The organism is Ensifer sp. NPDC090286 (assembly GCF_044769565.1).
In the GTDB taxonomy this organism is placed as follows: Bacteria; Pseudomonadota; Alphaproteobacteria; order Rhizobiales; family Rhizobiaceae; genus Ensifer.
This window is the reverse complement of record NZ_JBIVYF010000007.1, coordinates 313,922-331,188: the sequence shown is the minus strand read 5'-3', so window position 1 is coordinate 331,188 and position 17,267 is coordinate 313,922. Positions and strand designations below refer to the sequence as shown.

General features: G+C 63.4%; 14 protein-coding genes. 7 read left to right on the top strand and 7 right to left on the bottom strand.

The genetic code is table 11. The annotated features are described in order from the left end of the window. Window positions 1-20: 20 nt before the first annotated feature. From ACIQUG_RS30460 to ACIQUG_RS30450, 3 genes are all read right to left on the bottom strand, one after another. Window positions 21-842: a lytic transglycosylase domain-containing protein gene (locus ACIQUG_RS30460; RefSeq protein ID WP_402325972.1), complete on the bottom strand. Its 822-nt coding sequence runs from the start codon at window positions 840-842 to the stop codon at window positions 21-23. Window positions 843-1,035: 193 nt separating this feature from the next. After that, a complete protein-coding gene (locus ACIQUG_RS30455; RefSeq protein WP_034800169.1) occupies window positions 1,036-2,070 on the bottom strand; it encodes an aspartate-semialdehyde dehydrogenase in 1,035 nt (344 codons plus the stop codon). Between the two features lie 113 nt (window positions 2,071-2,183). Next, a complete protein-coding gene (locus tag ACIQUG_RS30450; RefSeq protein ID WP_402325971.1) occupies window positions 2,184-2,450 on the bottom strand; it encodes a hypothetical protein in 267 nt (88 codons plus the stop codon). 117 nt (window positions 2,451-2,567) lie between these two features. Here ACIQUG_RS30450 and ACIQUG_RS30445 point away from each other — a divergent pair, with 117 nt between their 5' ends. Beyond that, window positions 2,568-4,457, top strand: coding sequence for an MFS transporter (locus tag ACIQUG_RS30445; RefSeq protein ID WP_043623748.1), 1,890 nt, complete (start codon window positions 2,568-2,570; stop codon window positions 4,455-4,457). 99 nt (window positions 4,458-4,556) lie between these two features. Here ACIQUG_RS30445 and ACIQUG_RS30440 read toward each other — a convergent pair whose 3' ends face one another. Together ACIQUG_RS30440 and leuB are read right to left on the bottom strand one after the other, a co-directional pair. Continuing rightward, complete coding sequence (locus ACIQUG_RS30440; protein WP_402325970.1) at window positions 4,557-5,246, bottom strand: phosphatase PAP2 family protein; 690 nt, start codon at window positions 5,244-5,246, stop codon at window positions 4,557-4,559. 228 nt (window positions 5,247-5,474) lie between these two features. Then, the gene (gene leuB, locus ACIQUG_RS30435) at window positions 5,475-6,587 is read right to left on the bottom strand and encodes a 3-isopropylmalate dehydrogenase (RefSeq protein WP_402325969.1); all 1,113 of its coding nucleotides are present in this window, start codon (window positions 6,585-6,587) and stop codon (window positions 5,475-5,477) included. A 298-nt stretch (window positions 6,588-6,885) separates the two neighbouring features. Between leuB and ACIQUG_RS30430 the strand changes: the two genes are divergently transcribed. From ACIQUG_RS30430 to ACIQUG_RS30420, 3 genes are all read left to right on the top strand, one after another. Beyond that, the gene (locus tag ACIQUG_RS30430; protein ID WP_402325968.1) at window positions 6,886-7,017 is read left to right on the top strand and encodes a hypothetical protein; all 132 of its coding nucleotides are present in this window, start codon (window positions 6,886-6,888) and stop codon (window positions 7,015-7,017) included. A gap of 47 nt (window positions 7,018-7,064) precedes the next feature. Then, window positions 7,065-7,706 carry a LysE family translocator gene (locus ACIQUG_RS30425; protein WP_034803056.1) on the top strand — a complete coding sequence of 214 codons (642 nt, stop codon included), beginning with the start codon at window positions 7,065-7,067 and terminating at the stop codon, window positions 7,704-7,706. Window positions 7,707-7,812: 106 nt separating this feature from the next. Beyond that, window positions 7,813-9,876 carry a M3 family metallopeptidase gene (locus tag ACIQUG_RS30420; RefSeq protein ID WP_402325967.1) on the top strand — a complete coding sequence of 688 codons (2,064 nt, stop codon included), beginning with the start codon at window positions 7,813-7,815 and terminating at the stop codon, window positions 9,874-9,876. A gap of 17 nt (window positions 9,877-9,893) precedes the next feature. Here ACIQUG_RS30420 and ACIQUG_RS30415 read toward each other — a convergent pair whose 3' ends face one another. Next, window positions 9,894-11,363, bottom strand: a complete 1,470-nt coding sequence (locus tag ACIQUG_RS30415; protein ID WP_402325965.1) for a glycosyl transferase family protein — start codon at window positions 11,361-11,363, stop codon at window positions 9,894-9,896. A gap of 152 nt (window positions 11,364-11,515) precedes the next feature. Between ACIQUG_RS30415 and ACIQUG_RS30410 the strand changes: the two genes are divergently transcribed. Continuing rightward, on the top strand, window positions 11,516-13,669 hold the full coding sequence (locus tag ACIQUG_RS30410) for a TonB-dependent receptor domain-containing protein (protein WP_402325963.1): 2,154 nt from the start codon (window positions 11,516-11,518) through the stop codon (window positions 13,667-13,669). Window positions 13,670-13,757: 88 nt separating this feature from the next. On the opposite strand, the gene ACIQUG_RS30405 is transcribed toward ACIQUG_RS30410, so the two are convergent. Next, the gene (locus ACIQUG_RS30405; RefSeq protein ID WP_402325962.1) at window positions 13,758-14,930 is read right to left on the bottom strand and encodes a dihydrodipicolinate synthase family protein; all 1,173 of its coding nucleotides are present in this window, start codon (window positions 14,928-14,930) and stop codon (window positions 13,758-13,760) included. Window positions 14,931-15,228: 298 nt separating this feature from the next. On the opposite strand from ACIQUG_RS30405, the gene ACIQUG_RS30400 reads away from it, so the two are divergent. Then, the gene (locus tag ACIQUG_RS30400) at window positions 15,229-16,269 is read left to right on the top strand and encodes a LacI family DNA-binding transcriptional regulator (RefSeq protein ID WP_402325960.1); all 1,041 of its coding nucleotides are present in this window, start codon (window positions 15,229-15,231) and stop codon (window positions 16,267-16,269) included. After that, entirely contained in the window at window positions 16,266-17,267 is a 1,002-nt protein-coding gene (locus ACIQUG_RS30395; RefSeq protein WP_402325957.1) for a Gfo/Idh/MocA family protein, read from the top strand. Before ACIQUG_RS30400 ends, ACIQUG_RS30395 begins: the two co-directional genes overlap by 4 nt.

Genomic DNA, 17,267 nt, shown 5'->3' with positions numbered 1-17,267 from the left:
CGTTCCGAAAGACGCAAATCCTAGAGACCGTCGATCTCGGCGCCGATGATGGCGATCGCCTGCTGGTAGACGGTTGCCGCATTCCAGCCCTGGATCGCGGCGAAGTTCGCCTGACCCTGCTGATAGCCGGCGCCCGGCTGCCAGCCATGCCCGCGCAGGAAATTGGCGGTGGATGCCAGCGCGTCGGCCTTGGAGCGAACCATGTCGACATGGCCGTTGCCGTCGCCATCGACGCCGTATTTCAGGACGTTGGCGGGCAGGAACTGGGTCTGGCCGATTTCGCCGTGGGCAGCGCCCCGCGCATCCGGGCTCAGGTCGCCGCGCTGCACGAGCTGCAGGGCCGCATAAAGCTGGTTGGTGAAGTAGTCCGAGCGACGGCAGTCATAGGCAAGCGTCGAAACGGCCGAGAGCGTGTGCTCCTTGCCCATGAAGCCGCCGAAACCGGTTTCCATGCCCCAGATGGCGATCAGCGGGCCGGCCGGTACGCCGTAGCGCCGCTCGATGCTGGCAAAGAGGGCAGCGTTCTGCTGCTTCATCTTCTTGCCGCGGGAAATGATCACCTGGCCGCCACGCTTCTGCATGAACTGGTCCAGCGACAGCTTGAAGCTCTTCTGGCCGCGGTCGGCGCGGATCGTCGCCTTGTTGTAGGAGACGCCGGAGAGTGCACGGTCGAGCACCTGCGGGCTGATGCCGCTGCCGGAAGCCTGCTGCTTGAAGTTCTGCACCCAGGCTTCAAAGCCGCTTCCGTCATTGCCGCATTGGGCGGCAGATGCCACCGCCGGAAAAACTGCAGTCGAAATCAGGGCGGCAAGCCCCACTGCTGCGCACTTCGCCCTGTGCATGAAATACCCCGTCATAGCCCGAATCTCGTTGCTCTTAAAAATGCCAGCCTTCGCCGGCCGTGTCACCTCCCGCAAGCGGCAGGTAACTTTATCGTGGTTTCACGTGAATCCGGGAAGGATCGGCCCCTCGTGAAACAGGAAACCCGCCAGGCCCGAAAGAGCCTGGCGGGAGTGAATGGTTCTAGTGCCGTTTTCAGGCAGCCTGCTTGCGCGGCTTGATCAGGCCGCGGTTGACCAGGAGTTCGGCAATCTGGATGGCGTTGAGAGCGGCGCCCTTGCGCAGGTTGTCGGAGACGACCCACAGGTTGAGGCCGTTTTCGACGGTCGCGTCCTCGCGGATGCGCGAGATGTAGGTCGCATCTTCGCCGGCGCATTCGTAAGGGGTGACGTAGCCGCCGTTTTCGTGCTTGTCGACGACCAGGCAACCCGGCGCTTCGCGCAAGATGTCGCGCGCTTCGTCAGCGGTGATCTCGTTTTCGAACTCGATGTTGACCGATTCCGAATGGCCGATGAAGACGGGAACGCGCACCGCGGTGCAGGTCACCTTGATCTTCGGGTCGAGCATCTTCTTGGTTTCGGCCAGAACCTTCCACTCTTCCTTCGTGTAGCCGTCTTCCATGAATACGTCGATGTGCGGAATGACGTTGAAGGCGATACGCTTGGTGAACTTCTTCGATTCGATCGGATCGGCAACGAAGACGGCGCGGGTCTGGTTGAAGAGTTCGTCCATGCCGTCCTTGCCGGCGCCGGAAACCGACTGGTAGGTCGAGACGACGACGCGCTTGATCTTGGCGTGGTCGTGCAGCGGCTTCAGCGCGACGACGAGCTGGGCGGTCGAGCAATTCGGGTTGGCGATGATGTTCTTCTTGGTGAACTGCGCGATCGCGTCCGGGTTCACTTCCGGCACGATCAGCGGCACTTCGGCGTCGTAGCGCCAGGCCGAGGAGTTGTCGATGACGACGCAGCCCTGCTGGCCGATCTTCGGCGAGTACTTCAGCGAAACGGCGCCGCCGGCCGACATCAGGCAGATATCGGTGTCGGAGAAGTCGTAGTTTTCGAGGTTCTTGACCTTGAGGGTCTTGTCGCCAAAGGAAACTTCCGTGCCCTGGGAGCGGGCCGAAGCAAGGGCGACCACTTCATCCGCGGGAAAGCCGCGTTCGGAAAGGATGTTCAGCATCTCCCGGCCGACATTGCCGGTGGCGCCTGCGACTGCAATCTTGAAACCCATGATCTAAGCTCTCTTTTCTGTCTCTCCTCGTCGGGTGAGGGGGAAACCGCGCGACCTGCCGCGAGGGTTCCTGTCCCCGGCCAAACCGGGGAGAGAGCGGAGGGCCAGAGACGTCAGACGGTTTTCGTCGTCGTTTTGGCCGTTGTTTTGCAAGCGAACGAAAAATCGACATCCTGCCCCGCGGCAAGAGCCGGCAGGATCAAAGCAGCGATGGCTGGACCGATCGGTCGCATGGTGGTGATTTCCTCGTTCGTCGCTGCTCTTACGCGGTTTTGGGGAAGAGTCAAGACGTTGCCGCGCGCCAGCACGCTCTCCGGTCCGGCCGCGATCGATCGCCGCATTAGACGAAAGTCATAAGCCGAAAGCATCTCTGCCTGCATCGGTTGTTTTCTGCCATCCTCTTCACCAGGCGCACCACGTCCGGCCATTCTCGGGAGGAATGCCGGACCTGCCAATGGGCGCTCCAACAGGCTGTTTTGGAGTGGAGGATAAACAAAATGGCAAATGTCGCGACAGCGGACGACGCAAAAACGCGTCCGATGACCGGCGAGGAGAAGAAGGTCATCTTCGCCTCGTCGCTCGGTACCGTTTTCGAATGGTACGATTTCTATCTCTACGGTTCGCTCGCCGTTTACATCGGCGCGACCTTCTTCAGTTCCTACCCGGAAACGACGCGTAACATCTTCGCGCTTCTGGCCTTTGCCGCCGGCTTCCTGGTTCGCCCGTTCGGCGCCCTGGTCTTCGGTCGCCTCGGTGACCTCGTCGGCCGCAAATACACCTTCCTCGTCACGATCCTGATCATGGGTCTGTCGACCTTCCTGGTCGGCATCCTGCCCGGCGCTGCCTCGATCGGCATTGCCGCGCCGATCCTGCTCATCGTGCTGCGCATGCTGCAGGGCCTGGCGCTCGGCGGCGAATATGGCGGTGCGGCAACCTACGTGGCCGAACACGCGCCGAACGGACGCCGTGGCTACTTCACCTCCTGGATCCAGACCACGGCAACGCTCGGTTTGTTCCTGTCGCTGGTGGTGATCCTGCTCGTGCAGTTCGCGCTCGGCAAGGAAGCCTTCGCCGCCTGGGGCTGGCGCATTCCGTTCCTGCTGTCCTGCGTGCTGCTCGGCATTTCCGTCTGGATCCGCCTGAAGATGAACGAATCGCCCGCCTTCAAGAAGATGAAGGAAGAGGGCAAGACCTCGAAGGCACCGCTGCGCGAAGCTTTCGGCCAGTGGAAGAATGCCAAGATTGCCCTGCTCGCGCTGTTCGGCGCCGTCGTCGGCCAGGCCGTCGTCTGGTACTCCGGCCAGTTCTACGCGCTGTTCTTCCTGACCGGCGTTCTGAAGGTGGACGCGCAGTCGGCCAACATCATGGTTGCCGCCTCGCTCATCCTCGGCACGGGCTTCTTCGTGCTCTTCGGCTGGCTCTCCGACAAGATCGGCCGCAAGCCGATCATCATGGCCGGCCTTCTGCTCGCCATGCTTACCTACTTCCCGCTGTTCAAGGCGCTGACCTGGGCCGGTAACCCGGCACTCGCTCAAGCCCAGGCAACCGTTCGCGCAACGGTGACCGCGGCACCCGGCGACTGCAAATTCCAGTTCAACCCGACGGGCACGGCGAAGTTCACGACCTCGTGCGACATCGCAACCGCGTTCCTCACCAAGAACTCCGTTCCCTATGACGTCGTCACGACGGCAGCAGCGGGCACGGCAGCGACGGTCAAGGTCGGCGACACCACGATCAACAGCTACGACGCCGTCGCTGCTGGCGATGGTGCCAAGGCTGCCAACGCCGCCTTCGAAAAGCAGACCAACATGGCGCTCCACAATGCCGGCTATCCGCTGGTTCGTGGTGCGGCGAAGGTTCCGGACGCCAAGCTTGACGGCTTCGTCACCGCCAACCCGGAACTGTCGCTCGATGCAGCCGCAGTGCGCGGCGGCGAAAAGACCATGGTTCCGGCCGAAAAGCTCATCGCTGACAAGCTGCTGACCAAGGATGAAGTGGGCGCTGCCACCGAAATGGCCGTCTACACGGTCGCTGGCGGCGGCACCTACGCGATGGTTGCTGACCCGGCCAGCGTCAACTGGACGACGATTATCGCGGTGCTCACCGTGCTCGTCATCTACGTGACGATGGTCTACGGCCCGATCGCCGCCCTGCTGGTCGAACTCTTCCCGACCCGCATCCGCTACACCGGCATGTCGCTGCCCTACCACATCGGCAACGGCTGGTTCGGTGGCCTGCTTCCGGCTACGGCCTTCGCGATGAGTGCTGCCCAGGGCGACATCTACTACGGCCTCTGGTACCCGATCGTCTTTGCAGGCATCACGCTGGTCATCGGCCTCCTGTTCCTGCCGGAAACGAAGGATCGCGACATCCACGCGATGGATTAAGCCCGGCGCTCCCGGAGAGAGCACTTCCCGGGAGCACCTCAATCTTCCCCGAGCTATTATGGCTCTCCTGACTCCGGCGCGGTCTTCCGCGCCGACTTTTTATTGTGTCGGCTCGCTGCGTCCGGCAAGCGGCCACCCGCCTGGGCCGAGATGAAACAGGCGGCCGTATTTTGCGAAGACAAATGCCATCATCACCGATGTCCATAGGCCGAGCAGCAGCCCGGCGGCGACGTCGCTCGGATAGTGCGCGCCGACGATGACGCGGGAAACACCGATCGTCAGCGCCAGGACCAGAAACAGCGGTCTCAGTCTCGGCAATAACATGGCGAAGACGCCGAAAAACGCACCGGCCGCGGTCGAGTGCCCGGACGGAAAGCTTTCATAGAGATCACTGGTGGCGAACGGCGTCAGGCTGTAGGCGCCGAGTTCGGCAAAGAGTTCCGGTCGTGCCCGGCCGATCAGGATCTTTAGCGTGTGCACGAGGGCGCTGGCCGTGCCGATCGTCAGCAGGAAATAGGCGGCGAGATCGCGGGCGGCGCGCGCCTTGTTCTGAAGCGGCCCCTGGCCTGCCGCCCGTCGCAGCACGAAGGCTCCCGCGAGCAGGGCGCCGGAAAGATAGATCATCCAGCCAAAGGTACCGAAATCGGTGATCCGTTCATTGAAGGTGACGATGCTGTCCGGCAGGCCCTGAGCGCGCTGCGACAGGAACGGATCGAGCGGGATGAGCGCGAACACGAGGACGGCAGTCGTCAGCACGATCCATCCGGTGGCCGCAAGTGGTCGGTTCATGGTTCTCCCGTCCTGCCGGCCAGATCGCTCGGCAATTGTCTGTTCCTGTCGGGGCTTGGTGCAGGGTGCTTGCTGCGCCAGGCGGCCCGGGCTGTCTTCCCCGATGTGTCGGTTCTTTTGGCAAATTCAAGGCCGTAAACGCAAAACACCTCCGGATGCACTCCGGAGGTGTTTGTTTTCGTGGGCCTGCTGGCGTCGGCGGGACGCCCGCATCTGATCGGTCGTCGCTTACGCCGACAACGCCTTGAACTCGGCGAGAATGGCGTCGCCCATTTCCGTGGTGCCGACCTTCTTCGCACCTTCGGCCATGATGTCGCCGGTGCGGATGCCCTGGTCGAGCACGTTGGCGATCGCCTTCTCCAGATTGTCGGCTTCCTTCACCAGGTTGAAGGAATAACGCAGGCACATGGCAAAGGACGCGATCATCGCGATCGGGTTGGCAATGCCCTGGCCGGCAATGTCGGGGGCCGAACCATGCACCGGCTCGTAGAGCGCCTTGCGCTTGCCGGTGACACCGTCCGGGGCACCGAGCGAGGCCGAGGGCAGCATGCCGAGCGAACCGGTGAGCATGGCGGCCACGTCCGACAGCATGTCGCCGAACAGGTTGTCGGTGACGATGACGTCGAACTGCTTGGGCTGGCGCACCAGCTGCATGCCGCCGGCGTCCGCCAGCATGTGCTCGAGCTGGACGTCGGAGTACTTCGCCTTGTGCGTCTCGGTCACCACCTGGTTCCACAAGACGCCCGACTTCATGACGTTGCGCTTTTCCATCGAGCAGACGCGGTTGGACCGGGTGCGTGCGAGTTCGAAGGCGACGCCTGAGATGCGCTCGATCTCGTAGGTGTCGTAGACCTGGGTGTCGATGCCGCGCTTCTGGCCGTTGCCGAGATCGACGATCTCCTTCGGTTCGCCGAAATAGACGCCGCCGGTCAGTTCCCGCACGATCAGGATGTCGAGGCCTTCGACCAGCTCGGGCTTCAGCGACGAGGCGGCGGAAAGTGCCGGGTAGCAGATCGCCGGGCGCAGGTTGGCGAAGAGTTCGAGATCCTTGCGCAGGCGAAGCAGACCGGCTTCCGGACGCACCTCGTAGGGCACCGCATCCCACTTCGGACCGCCGACGGCGCCGAACAGCACCGCGTCGGCGGCGAGCGCCTTTGCCATGTCCTCTTCCGAGATCGCCTGGCCGTGGGCGTCATAGGCCGAACCGCCGACCAGGCCTTCGTCCGTCACGAAGCCGGCGGAAAGCTCGGCATTCATGTAGGCGATGATTTTGCGGACTTCCGCCATGGCTTCCGGGCCGATGCCGTCGCCGGGCAGAAGGAAGAGGTTGCGCACAGTCATGGATAGTCCTTCTCGCGGGGGAAAACCGGCTGCATGTTTCCTGAAATCGCAGTCGATTTAAGGAAACATGCAGCCCTCCTAAGTTCTGCAGCGGCCGCGGTGCGCCTGAACAGGCGCACCGCGCTGCCGGGCGCGTTCTAGCGCAACTTCGTATCGAGGGAAATCGGCGAAACGAAAGATTTGTGCGCGGCCGCGAGCGACATGTTCCCGACGGAACAGCTGATCAGCCGGGGGACTGCGATGATTTTTTCAGAAACAGCGTGCCTGCCCGGCCATCGATCCCTCAAGGACAAAAAACATGCGCAACTTCCTCCACGCCGTCGCCGCCCATATCCGCGCCACGACCAAGAACCTGACCTTTGCTGGCCGTCCGTCCATCCGGCGCTCACCGGCCTCGTCCTATAGCTGGCTTAGCTTTCCTCTTGACTGAATCGGTGCCTCCGGATCGAATGCGGACAACACAACTGGGAACCCGCCATGTCCGAGACGCTGCTGATCGGAGCCTTTCTCGCCGCCCTCTCCTATGTCCTTATTCCCGGGCCGGCGTTTCTGGCGCTGCTCGGTATCGGCGCGGGCCAGGGGCGCAAGGCAGGCGCCCTGTTCATGGGTGGGCATCTTGCCGGTGACGTTCTCTGGTCGACCTTGGCGCTGGTCGCAATCGTTGGCGCCCGATCCGTCGGCACGACGATCTTCGATATCCTCGGTCTCTTCTGTGGCGCCTATCTCGGCTGGATCGGCTGGACGGCACTGCGCGCACGCCCCGCCGGCGAAAACCGTGCGCTTGTGACAGTCGAGCGCCCTCTAAGGCGCGGACTGATTTTCGGACTCACCAATCCCAAGGGTTATCCGGTGGCGCTCGCAACCTTCACCGCGCTGCTTGCCAGTTCGGCCAACGCGCTCGAGTTCGATGCGCTGCCGGCGCTGCTCGGCGTCTCGCTGATCGGATTTCTTGTTGCCGACCTGATCCTGATCGTCATCATCGGAACGTCCGTCGTGCGGCGTTTCTACCGGCGCCACGAACTCGCGATCGTCCGGCTTTCCGGTCTCCTGTTCATCGGCTTTGCCGTTCAGGCGGTCTGGCACGCTGCCCCCGGACTTCTCGGTTTGCGCAGGCCTTGACGGCAAGCCACTGCGCGACCACCTCCATTGCCTCCGCGCCTTGATGTCATGGATCAGTGGCGCCCCTCCCCGGCCCCGCGTCGGACCGCATGCGAAAGGACTTCTGATGACCACCAGCACCCCGCTCAATCCCGCGCTCACCGCATGGACCGGCCACGAGGGCCTGCCGCGTTTCGATCTGGTGAAGGACGAGGATTTTGCCCCGGCGTTCGACGCAGCTTTCCGGGAGCATGAGGTGGAGATCGACGCGATTGCCGAAAATCCGGCGGCGCCGACCTTCGAAAACACGATCATTGCGCTGGAGATCGCCGGCGACGGACTTTCGCGCGTATCCTCGATCTTCTGGAACAAGGCCGGCGCCGACACCAACGAGGCGATCCAGGCGCTGGAGCGCGATATCGCGCCGAAGATGTCGCGGCACTATTCGAAGATCGGCATGAATGCGGCGCTGTTCAAGCGCATCGACACGCTCTGGGAAGGGCGCGCGGCGCTCGGCCTCGATCTCGAAGCGACGCGCGTGCTCGAACGGCACTGGAAGGGCTTCGTCAAGTCCGGCGCCAAGCTCGCAAAGCCCGAGCAGGAGCGGCTGGCAGCGATCAACGAAAAGCTCGCCGGTCTCGGCGCCAAGTTCGGGCAGAACGTGCTCGCCGACGAGAAGAGCTGGGTTCTGTTCCTGGAGAGCGAGGAGCAGTTCGCCGGGCTTCCGGACTTCCTGCGTGACGCCATGGCGGCGGTCGCCGACGACCGCGGCCAAAAGGGGAAATACGCCGTCACCCTGTCGCGTTCGATCATCGAGCCGTTCCTGACTTTCTCCGACAATCGCGAGCTTCGCGAGCAGGCCTTCCGCGCCTGGATCGCGCGCGGTGAAAACGGCGGCGAGACCGACAATCGCGGGCTGATCGCCGAGACGCTGGCGCTGCGGGCGGAAAAGGCAAAGCTGCTCGGATACGAAAACTTCGCATCCTTGAAGCTCGACGACACCATGGCGAAGACGCCTGATGCGGTGAACGGCCTCTTGATGCAGGTATGGGAAAAGGCGGTTGCCCGTGCGCGTGAGGAAGAAGCCGAGCTTGCGCGGCTCGTTGCCGACGAGGGCCGCAATCACGACGTCATGCCTTGGGACTGGCGCCATTACGCCGAGAAGCTTAGGGCCGAGAAGTTCAATTTCTCCGAGGGCGAACTCAAGCCTTATCTGCAGCTCGAAAAGATCATCGAGGCCTGCTTCGATGTCGCCAAGCGCCTGTTCGGCATTACCGCGACGGAGAAGAAGGGCATTGCCGCCTACCATCCCGACGTGCGCGTCTTCGAGATCAAGGATGCAGCCGGCAAGCTGGTGGCGCTGTTTCTCGGCGATTATTTCGCCCGGTCCTCGAAGCGCTCGGGTGCCTGGATGAGCTCGTTCCAGTCGCAGCACAAGCTCAAGCTGAAGAACGGCGCCGAGGGCGAGCTGCCGATTATCTACAACGTCTGCAATTTCGCCAAGCCCGCCGAGGGCAAGCCGGCACTGTTGTCGCTCGACGATGCCCGCACGCTCTTCCACGAGTTCGGACACGCATTGCATGGCATGTTATCCAACGTCACCTATCCTTCGGTGTCGGGCACGGGTGTGTCGCGCGACTTCGTCGAGCTGCCGTCGCAGCTTTACGAACACTGGCTGACGGTGCCGGAGATCCTGAAGCGCTACGCGGTGCACTACCAGACCGGCGAGCCGATGCCGCAGGCGTTGCTCGACAAGGTGCTGGCGGCGCGAACCTTCAACTCCGGTTTTGCAACGGTCGAGTTCACCTCTTCCGCGCTGGTGGACATGGCCTATCATACGGCCGCGGTAACGGCGGAGCCGATGGCGCTCGAAGCCAAGAAGCTCGACGAGATCGGCATGCCGAAATCGATCGTGATGCGCCACCGCAGCCCGCATTTCCTGCACGTCTTCTCGGGCGACGGCTACTCGGCCGGCTACTATTCCTACATGTGGTCGGAAGTGCTCGACGCGGACGCGTTTGCTGCCTTCGAGGAAACCGGCAACGCCTTCGATCCGGCCATGGCCGCCCGTCTCAAGAACAACATCTATTCGGTCGGCGGTTCGATCGATCCGGAGGATGCCTACAAGGCCTTCCGTGGCAAGCTGCCGAGCCCGGATGCGATGCTGGCGAAAAAGGGCCTGGCCGCCTGAGCCACGCCTATCTCCGATCACGCCATCCGGCGTGATCGGTTGTTCCAAAGTCCCCGCGCCGTCTCGCAAGCAGCCTCGAAGTCGTCGTAATTGCGCAGGCTGAGAAGGGCGGCAGCCGCCGTGGTGATGATGGTGGTTTCCGCGCGTTGGTCGCGGGCAGCACCGGTCCAGACGGCTTGCCAGTATTCGCGACTGCTCAAGCCGGTGCGCAGCTCGGCCGGCGGCGCGATTTTCGCGGGAATGATGAGGTCCGATGGTTCGCCCCCGACAAGACGGAAAAGCGGCGTCTGGCGGTAGGGCGTGAACTCGGCGTGGTCGCGGGTGTTGCCGAGGATCGTCAGTTCTCTCGTTTGGAGTAATAGAGCGATGTCGCGGCTGAGCGTGCGGCTCGAAGGATTGGCGACGCCGAGCAGGCTTGCCCGCCCGCCCATCGGATTGATGAGATGGATGGCGGCGTTCAGCGGCATGCGCATCTCCATCAGCCGATAGAGCCCCAGCAGACGATAGACCTGCGGCGCAAAGGCCGACAGCGGCAGGTAGGCGATGCCCGCCGACCCAAGTGCAGCCTTCGCCGCTGCGATCGACGTGCAGACCGGGACGCCGGCTGTGGAAGCGGCCACCTCCAGCTTGTGCCGCTCCTGACCCTCTTCACCGTAGCTTCCATGCAGCACGACGCGATGGCCGGCATCGGCGACGAGCCGTGCCGCATGCAGGAACCAGGGCGCGGTCTTCAGTTTCGGCGAGAGGTAGCAGGGCCAGTCGAGGTCGGCGATCCCGCTTCCCGGTTCGATCGCACCGATATGGCGGCGCATGGCGCGCACGAAACCGGCCACCTCCACCGCCGTCGGCCCGCGATAGTGCAGCACCGTCATCAGCGCGCCGATCTGCACCGGATCAGCCTCCCCGGCAAGGATGATCGCCAACGCGTCCTCTGCCTCCTCTTCGCTCAAGGGCCGGCTGCGGCCGGCACCGGTGCCGATCGTGGCGATGCAGCGCGCCAAGCGTCGTTCAGGGGCGGCGTCGTCACCGATTTCGGCCAGCTTTGCGGCGAACTGTTCCGGCGCCGGCTCCCCCTCAAGCAGGCGGCTTGGCCGGACCGCCAGCGGTGGTGCGTCGGTCAGGGCCTGCCCTCCCCAGCCGGCGTGACCCGACGCTGTGGGGGCGGAGGCAGTGGAGCGTGCGTCAAGCAGGGCTTCGGTCTCTGCGGCAAGTGCGCGCACGCGTAGCCGCAGAGACTCGGCAAGCGGGGTCGGGCGCAGCCCATGACCGGTGCGCAGAAACAGCGGATCGGCATAGTCCTCACGCAATTGACCGAGCAGGCGGCTCATCGCCGAGGGCTGCAGGCCGACGCTTGAGGCGGCACGGCTGACGCTATTTTCGCGCAGCAGTGCGTCGAGCGCCACCAGCAGGCGCAGCTTGCTCAGATCCGTCTGACGTTCGTTCGAGACCGGCTTTCCAACTGCTTCGCCCGTTCGTTCTTCCGCCATGGTTCGTCCTGCCTTCCTGTCTCATCCGGCATATTCGCGGGCGCTGTTTTGCGTCGTTTCGTATTTGGAACCGTTCCAAAACAGCGTCGTTGACCGTCTCCCTCGCCAATAACTAAGTGGAGTACATTACTCAAGATATATACGGGGCGAAGATGATGAAGCGGATGGGGCTTGCGACCGAAACCGAGGGGCAGCGGCAAGGGGCCCGCCGGGCCGGATGGTCCCGTCGTTTCGTCTGCGCCTGCCTTGCCGGCACGGCGTTGACAGTGCCGACGGACGCCTTGGCGCAGAAGGCCAAGGAAGAGGATAAGGAGAAAGCGACCGAGCTTGAGCAGATCGTCGTGACGGCGACCGGGTTCGAGCAAAACGTCAAGGATGCGCCGGCGAGCATCACGGTGGTCACGGGCGAAGACCTGCAGAAGCGGTCGTTCCGCGATCTCACCGATGCGCTGCGCGACGCGCAAGGGGTGGCGGTGACCGGTGTCGCCAACGAGCGCGATATCTTCATCCGCGGCCTGCCCGGCTCCTACACGCTGATCCTCGTCGACGGCAAACGCCAGAGCACGCGCGACGCGCGCACCAACGGCAATTCCGGCTTCGAGCAGAGCTTCATCCCGCCCGCCGCCGCCATCGAGCGCATTGAGATCGTGCGCGGCCCGATGTCGTCGCTCTACGGTTCCGATGCCATGGGTGGCGTCATCAACATCATCACCCGCAAGGTCGCCGACAGCTGGACCGGCTCGGTCACCACCGACGGCACGATGCAGCAGCACAGGCAGTTCGGCAATTCCGGCCAGATGTCGTTCTACACCAGCGGCCCGATCCTGAAAGATACGCTCGGCGTGCAGATCTGGGGCCGCGGCCTGAAGCGCAGCGAGGACAAGGTCCTGTCTGGCATCACCGGCGCGAAGGAGCACGATCTGACGGCGCGGCTTTCCTATACGCCGAACGAGGATCACGACTTCTTCCTGGAAGGCGGCGCGGCGCGCCTGAAGCGCGACGCCAATGTCGGCAACACCATTGCGCCCGGTCCGCGCGCCGTCAGCACCTACAACGAAAACGACCGCGATCATTGGTCGTTTTCCCATACGGGGCGCTGGGGACCTACGACGTCCGACTTCTCCATCCTGCAGGAATGGGCGGAGCGCCGGAACTACAATTACAGCCAGGCAGATGGCCGTTTCATCAAGCAACCACGCGCACCCGAAGTCCGCAACACTGTCATCGACGGCAAGTTCACCACCCCTTTCGATCTCGGCGGCAGCCACACGCTGGTGACCGGCGGGCAATATTTCGAGGCGCGGCTTTCCGACCAGAATCCGGGTCGACGCACGGGCAAAACCGAAACCTTCTCGGCCACCCAATGGGCGCTGTTTGCCGAGGACGAATGGCGCATGGTCGATGACTTCGCGCTGACCACCGGCCTGCGTCTCGATCACCATGAGGAATATGGCTACCACCTGAGCCCGCGCATCTATGGCGTCTGGAACGCGACCGACATGCTGACGGTGAAGGGCGGCGTCTCCACCGGCTTCCGCGCGCCCGATATCCGCAGCATCGCCCCGGGCTATGCCTATACCACCGGCGGCGGCGGTTGCACCTACGGGCCGACCGGCAGCTGCGGCGTCATCATCGCGGACCCGAACCTGAAGGCCGAATCGAGCACCAGCTATGAAATCGGCGCGGTCTGGGACAATGGCGATGTCATCCTCGGCGGAACCTATTTCTACACGGACTTCCGGGACAAGATCGCCAACATGCCGGTCATGGATGCTTCGGGCAATCCGATCCGTTGGAGCGAGGATCCGAACTACCGCCTCTGGTACAACTACAACATCGACGACGCGATTATCCAGGGTGTGGAACTGACGGCGACCTGGAATGCGACCCCGGATCTGACACTTCGCGCCAGCTATACCTATACGCAGTCGGAACAGCAGACCGGAGATTTTGCCGGCTTCCCGCTGGCGCGCACACCGGAGCACATGGCCAATCTGAGAGCCGACTGGTTCACGCCGGTCGAAGGGCTCGAGGCCTGGGCCTCGGTCAACTATCACGGCGAAGAAATCTCCGCCGGCCCGCGTGTCTCGACCACCAGCGGCAAGCCTGTGAAGATCAACGGCAAAACGGGCTACAAGTATGATGCCTACACCACCGTCGATATCGGCACGAAATATGATGTCGGCGAAGGCCTGACGCTGAACGCAGCCGTCTACAATCTCTTCGACAAGGAAGTGGAGCCGACCGATTTCAACGCTGTCGGGGAAGGTCGCCGGTTCTGGCTGAGCCTGACGGCGACATTCTGATCATCCGGCCGGTCCCTGCCCGGCTTCGGATCGAGAACAGACGGCGCCTCCCGGGCGCCGTCTGGCTTTTCTCAAGCGCCCCTCTTTCTCAAGCGTTTTGGTCCACGCCAAAAGTCGATAGCAGGCTTTGCATCCGCTGCGCCGCCAGTTCCGGCCGGTCGAGTACATTGGCGCGGTCGGCGAGGCGGAAGATGTCGGCATAGTGCAGGACCCCGCGAGCGGACTGCATGCCGGCGGGCATGGTGAAGTGGCGCTGGTGACCGTTCAGCCAGGCGAGGAGAACGACGCCGGCCTTGTAGTATTGCGTTGGCGCCTCGAAGATCTTGCGGGACAGCGGTACGGTCGGTTCGATAACGCCGCGGAAGGTCGCTAGATCGCCTTTCGCGAGTGCCGCCAAGGCCTTGGAGGCAGAGGGCGCCACCGCATCGAAAATGCCGAGCAGCGCGTGGCTATACTTCGTGCCGTCGCCTTCGATCAGTTCGGCATAGTTGAAGTCGTCTCCGGTGAAGCAGAGCACCCCTTCGGGCAGGCGATTGCGCAGTGCCACTTCCTTGGTGTTGTCGAGCAGCGAGATCTTGATGCCCTCGACCTTGTCGCGGTTGGCCTCGATGATCGACAGCACCGTATCGAGCGCCTTGTCGAAATCCTCCGAACCCCAGTAGCCCCGAAGCTGCGGATCGAACATGTCGCCGAGCCAGTGCAGCACCACCTTGTGCCTGGTCTGGCCGAGGATGCGGCCATAGACGTGGCGATAGTCGTCGGCGGAACGGGCGACGCGGGCAAGCGCCCGGCTTGCCATCATGATCGCCCTGCCCCCCTCGCCTTCGACAAAGCCGACCTGTTCCTCATAGGCCGCAATCACGTCGTCCAGTGAGCGCGCGTCTGCCGGGGCGAGATGATCGGTGCCGGCGCCGCAGGCAAGATCGGCGCCCGGTACCTGCCGAGCATCGCTCAGCGAGCGGCGGATCAGTTCCTGCGCGCCCGGCCAGGCAAGGCCCATGCCGCGCTGGGCGGTGTCCATCGCCTCGGCGATCTTGAAGCCCAGGCTCCAGAGGTGATGGCGAAACGCCATGGTCGCGTCCCAGTCGATCGCCGGATTGCCCCAGGGATCGAGGTCGCGAAGCGGATCCGAAACCACATGGGCGGCCGCATAGGCGATGCGGTTGAAGGTCGGCGGCGTGCTGGGCCGTTCGATCGGCGTTCCGGTCAGACGATACTGTTCAAGCGAACCGTCTTGGCGCGGCAGCGTCAGGCTTGTCATTGGGGTCGGTCTCCTCCGCGGACGTTTGTCTTGGAATACTTTGGATCGTTCCAAATGGCAAGCAACAATGTTTTTCAGGTGAGGTGCCCCGCCTCTTGGTGATTGCGAACTTCCGATATTATGATTGAAATTCAATTGAATAATCTGTCTAGAGCGCAAATCTTAACGTCTCTTTGGACGTCTTGTCTCTGCGCCGGGCGCGGCCGGACCCGAAAAAAGTGATCAGCTAACTCTTGACGAAATTGGAACGTTCCAATTATGAAAGAGAAAAGCAGGCAGGAGAATTCGGGAGGATGCTGTGGTCAAGGAGAGGGTAACGGTCATCGATATTGCGCGCGCCGCCGGCGTGTCGAAGTCGACCGTGTCGCTCGTTCTTCAGGGCAGCTCGCTCGTCAACGAGACGACGCGCGCCAAGGTGAATGCCGCCATCCGCGATCTCGGTTACGTCTATAACCGTAGCGCCGCCAATCTTCGCCAGGCGAAGTCCAAGATCATCGGCATCGTCGTCAACGACCTCACCAACAGCTTCTTTGCAGAGCTCGCCGTCGGCGTCGATGCGGTCGTGCAGTCGGCTGGCTTCGTGCAGTTCCTTGCCAATACCGGCGAAAAGATCGAACGCCAGCGCGAAGTGGTGGCGTCGATGCGTGAGCATGGCGTTTCGGGCCTGATCGTCTCCCCGGCGCGCGGCACGGAAGCGGCCGATCTCGCGCCGCTGGTCGAGAGCGGCATTCCGGTCGTCCTCGTCGTCCGTGACATTGCCGGCGCCGAGGTTTCCTCGCTGATTTCAGACAACCATGCCGGCGCCATGGCTGCCGTGCGTCACCTGATCGAGCGCGGCCACCAGCGCATCGCCTTCCTCGGCGGTTTTCCGGATACGGCCGTCTTCGAGGCGCGCATGTGCGGCTACCGCGATGCTCTTGTCGAGGCTGGCATGCCGGTTTCCGACGCGCTGATCATCGGTTCGGCGCCGTCGCGCGCCGGTGGGGTGACCGCGGTGGAGCAGGCGATGATGCTCGCGGACCGGCCGACGGCCGCACTCTGCTTCAACGATGCGGTCGCCTTTGGTGTCTGCGATGGTCTCCGGGCCCGGCGGCTTGAGCCGGGCGCAGACTTCGCCGTCATCGGTTTCGACGATGTGATCGAGGCGAAGACAGCAGTTCCGGCTCTGACGACGGTGTCCGTCGATCCGCAAGGCATGGGCCAGCGGGCCGCCGAGTTGCTGTTGAAGCAGATCAAGGCCGGCAAGGCGGAACCGGAAACGATCGTCGGTTCGGTCCGTCTCGTCGTTCGCCAGAGCTGCGGCGCTGCAGTCGAGAGAAAAAGGGAGGCACTGGCATGACGCGATGGGGTCTGATCGGCGCAAGCACGATTGCGCGTGAATGGGTGATCGGCGCGATCCGCGCCGCCGGAGGCGAGGTCGTCTCGGTCATGAGCACCAGCGCCGAGCGCGGCGCGGCCTATGCCGAGGAGAACGGCATCGCCAAGTCGGTGACCTCGGTCGCGGACCTGGTCGGCGATCCCGATGTCGATGCCGTCTATGTCTCGACCACCAATGAGCTGCATCGCGAGCAGACCCTGGCGGCGATCGCCGCCGGCAAGCACGTGCTCTGCGAAAAGCCACTGGCCATGACGCTGGAGGATGCGCGCGACATGGTGAGCGCGGCGCAGGAGACGGGCGTTGTGCTTGCCACCAACCACCATCTGCGCAACGCCGCGAGCCACCGCGCCATGCGAGATGCGATCGTCGAGGGCAGGATCGGCCGGCCGATTGCTGCTCGCGTCTTCCATGCGGTCTATCTGCCACCGCATCTCCAGGGCTGGCGGCTGGAGCGGCCGGATGCCGGCGGTGGCGTCATCCTCGACATCACCGTGCACGACGCCGATACGCTGCGCTTCATTCTCAATGACGACCCGATCGAAGCGGTCGCCATCAGCCATAGCGCCGGCATGGGCAAGGAAGGCCTGGAGGATGGCGTCATGGGTGTCATCCACTTCCGCTCCGGCGTCATCGCCCAGTTCCACGATGCCTTCACCACCAAGTATGCCGAGACCGGGCTTGAGGTGCATGGCACCGAAGGTTCGCTCATCGGCCGCAACGTGATGACGCAGAAGCCGATCGGAACGGTGACGCTGCGCAACGCCGATGGCGCGAGCGAGCTTCCGTTCGACCATGCCAATCTCTACGAAACCGCACTTTCCGCCTTCCATGCTGCCGTCAGGGGCGAAGGCCGTGCTTCGGCGACGGGCGAAGACGGCGTCTGGTCGCTGGCAACAGGCCTTGCCGTCGTCAAGGCGGCGGCCACCGGCCAGGCCGTGGCGATCGAAACGGGACTTTGA

Excerpts from the sequence above, each read along its gene's own strand:
- ACIQUG_RS30460 (WP_402325972.1), bottom strand. The coding sequence starts at position 842 with ATGCACAGGGCGAAGTGCGCAGCAGTGGGGCTTGCCGCCCTGATTTCG.
- ACIQUG_RS30455 (WP_034800169.1), bottom strand. The coding sequence starts at position 2,070 with ATGGGTTTCAAGATTGCAGTCGCAGGCGCCACCGGCAATGTCGGCCGG.
- ACIQUG_RS30450 (WP_402325971.1), bottom strand. The coding sequence starts at position 2,450 with ATGCAGGCAGAGATGCTTTCGGCTTATGACTTTCGTCTAATGCGGCGA.
- ACIQUG_RS30445 (WP_043623748.1), top strand. The coding sequence starts at position 2,568 with ATGGCAAATGTCGCGACAGCGGACGACGCAAAAACGCGTCCGATGACC.
- ACIQUG_RS30440 (WP_402325970.1), bottom strand. The coding sequence starts at position 5,246 with ATGAACCGACCACTTGCGGCCACCGGATGGATCGTGCTGACGACTGCC.
- leuB (WP_402325969.1), bottom strand. The coding sequence starts at position 6,587 with ATGACTGTGCGCAACCTCTTCCTTCTGCCCGGCGACGGCATCGGCCCG.
- ACIQUG_RS30430 (WP_402325968.1), top strand. The coding sequence starts at position 6,886 with ATGCGCAACTTCCTCCACGCCGTCGCCGCCCATATCCGCGCCACGACC.
- ACIQUG_RS30425 (WP_034803056.1), top strand. The coding sequence starts at position 7,065 with ATGTCCGAGACGCTGCTGATCGGAGCCTTTCTCGCCGCCCTCTCCTAT.
- ACIQUG_RS30420 (WP_402325967.1), top strand. The coding sequence starts at position 7,813 with ATGACCACCAGCACCCCGCTCAATCCCGCGCTCACCGCATGGACCGGC.
- ACIQUG_RS30415 (WP_402325965.1), bottom strand. The coding sequence starts at position 11,363 with ATGGCGGAAGAACGAACGGGCGAAGCAGTTGGAAAGCCGGTCTCGAAC.
- ACIQUG_RS30410 (WP_402325963.1), top strand. The coding sequence starts at position 11,516 with ATGATGAAGCGGATGGGGCTTGCGACCGAAACCGAGGGGCAGCGGCAA.
- ACIQUG_RS30405 (WP_402325962.1), bottom strand. The coding sequence starts at position 14,930 with ATGACAAGCCTGACGCTGCCGCGCCAAGACGGTTCGCTTGAACAGTAT.
- ACIQUG_RS30395 (WP_402325957.1), top strand. The coding sequence starts at position 16,266 with ATGACGCGATGGGGTCTGATCGGCGCAAGCACGATTGCGCGTGAATGG.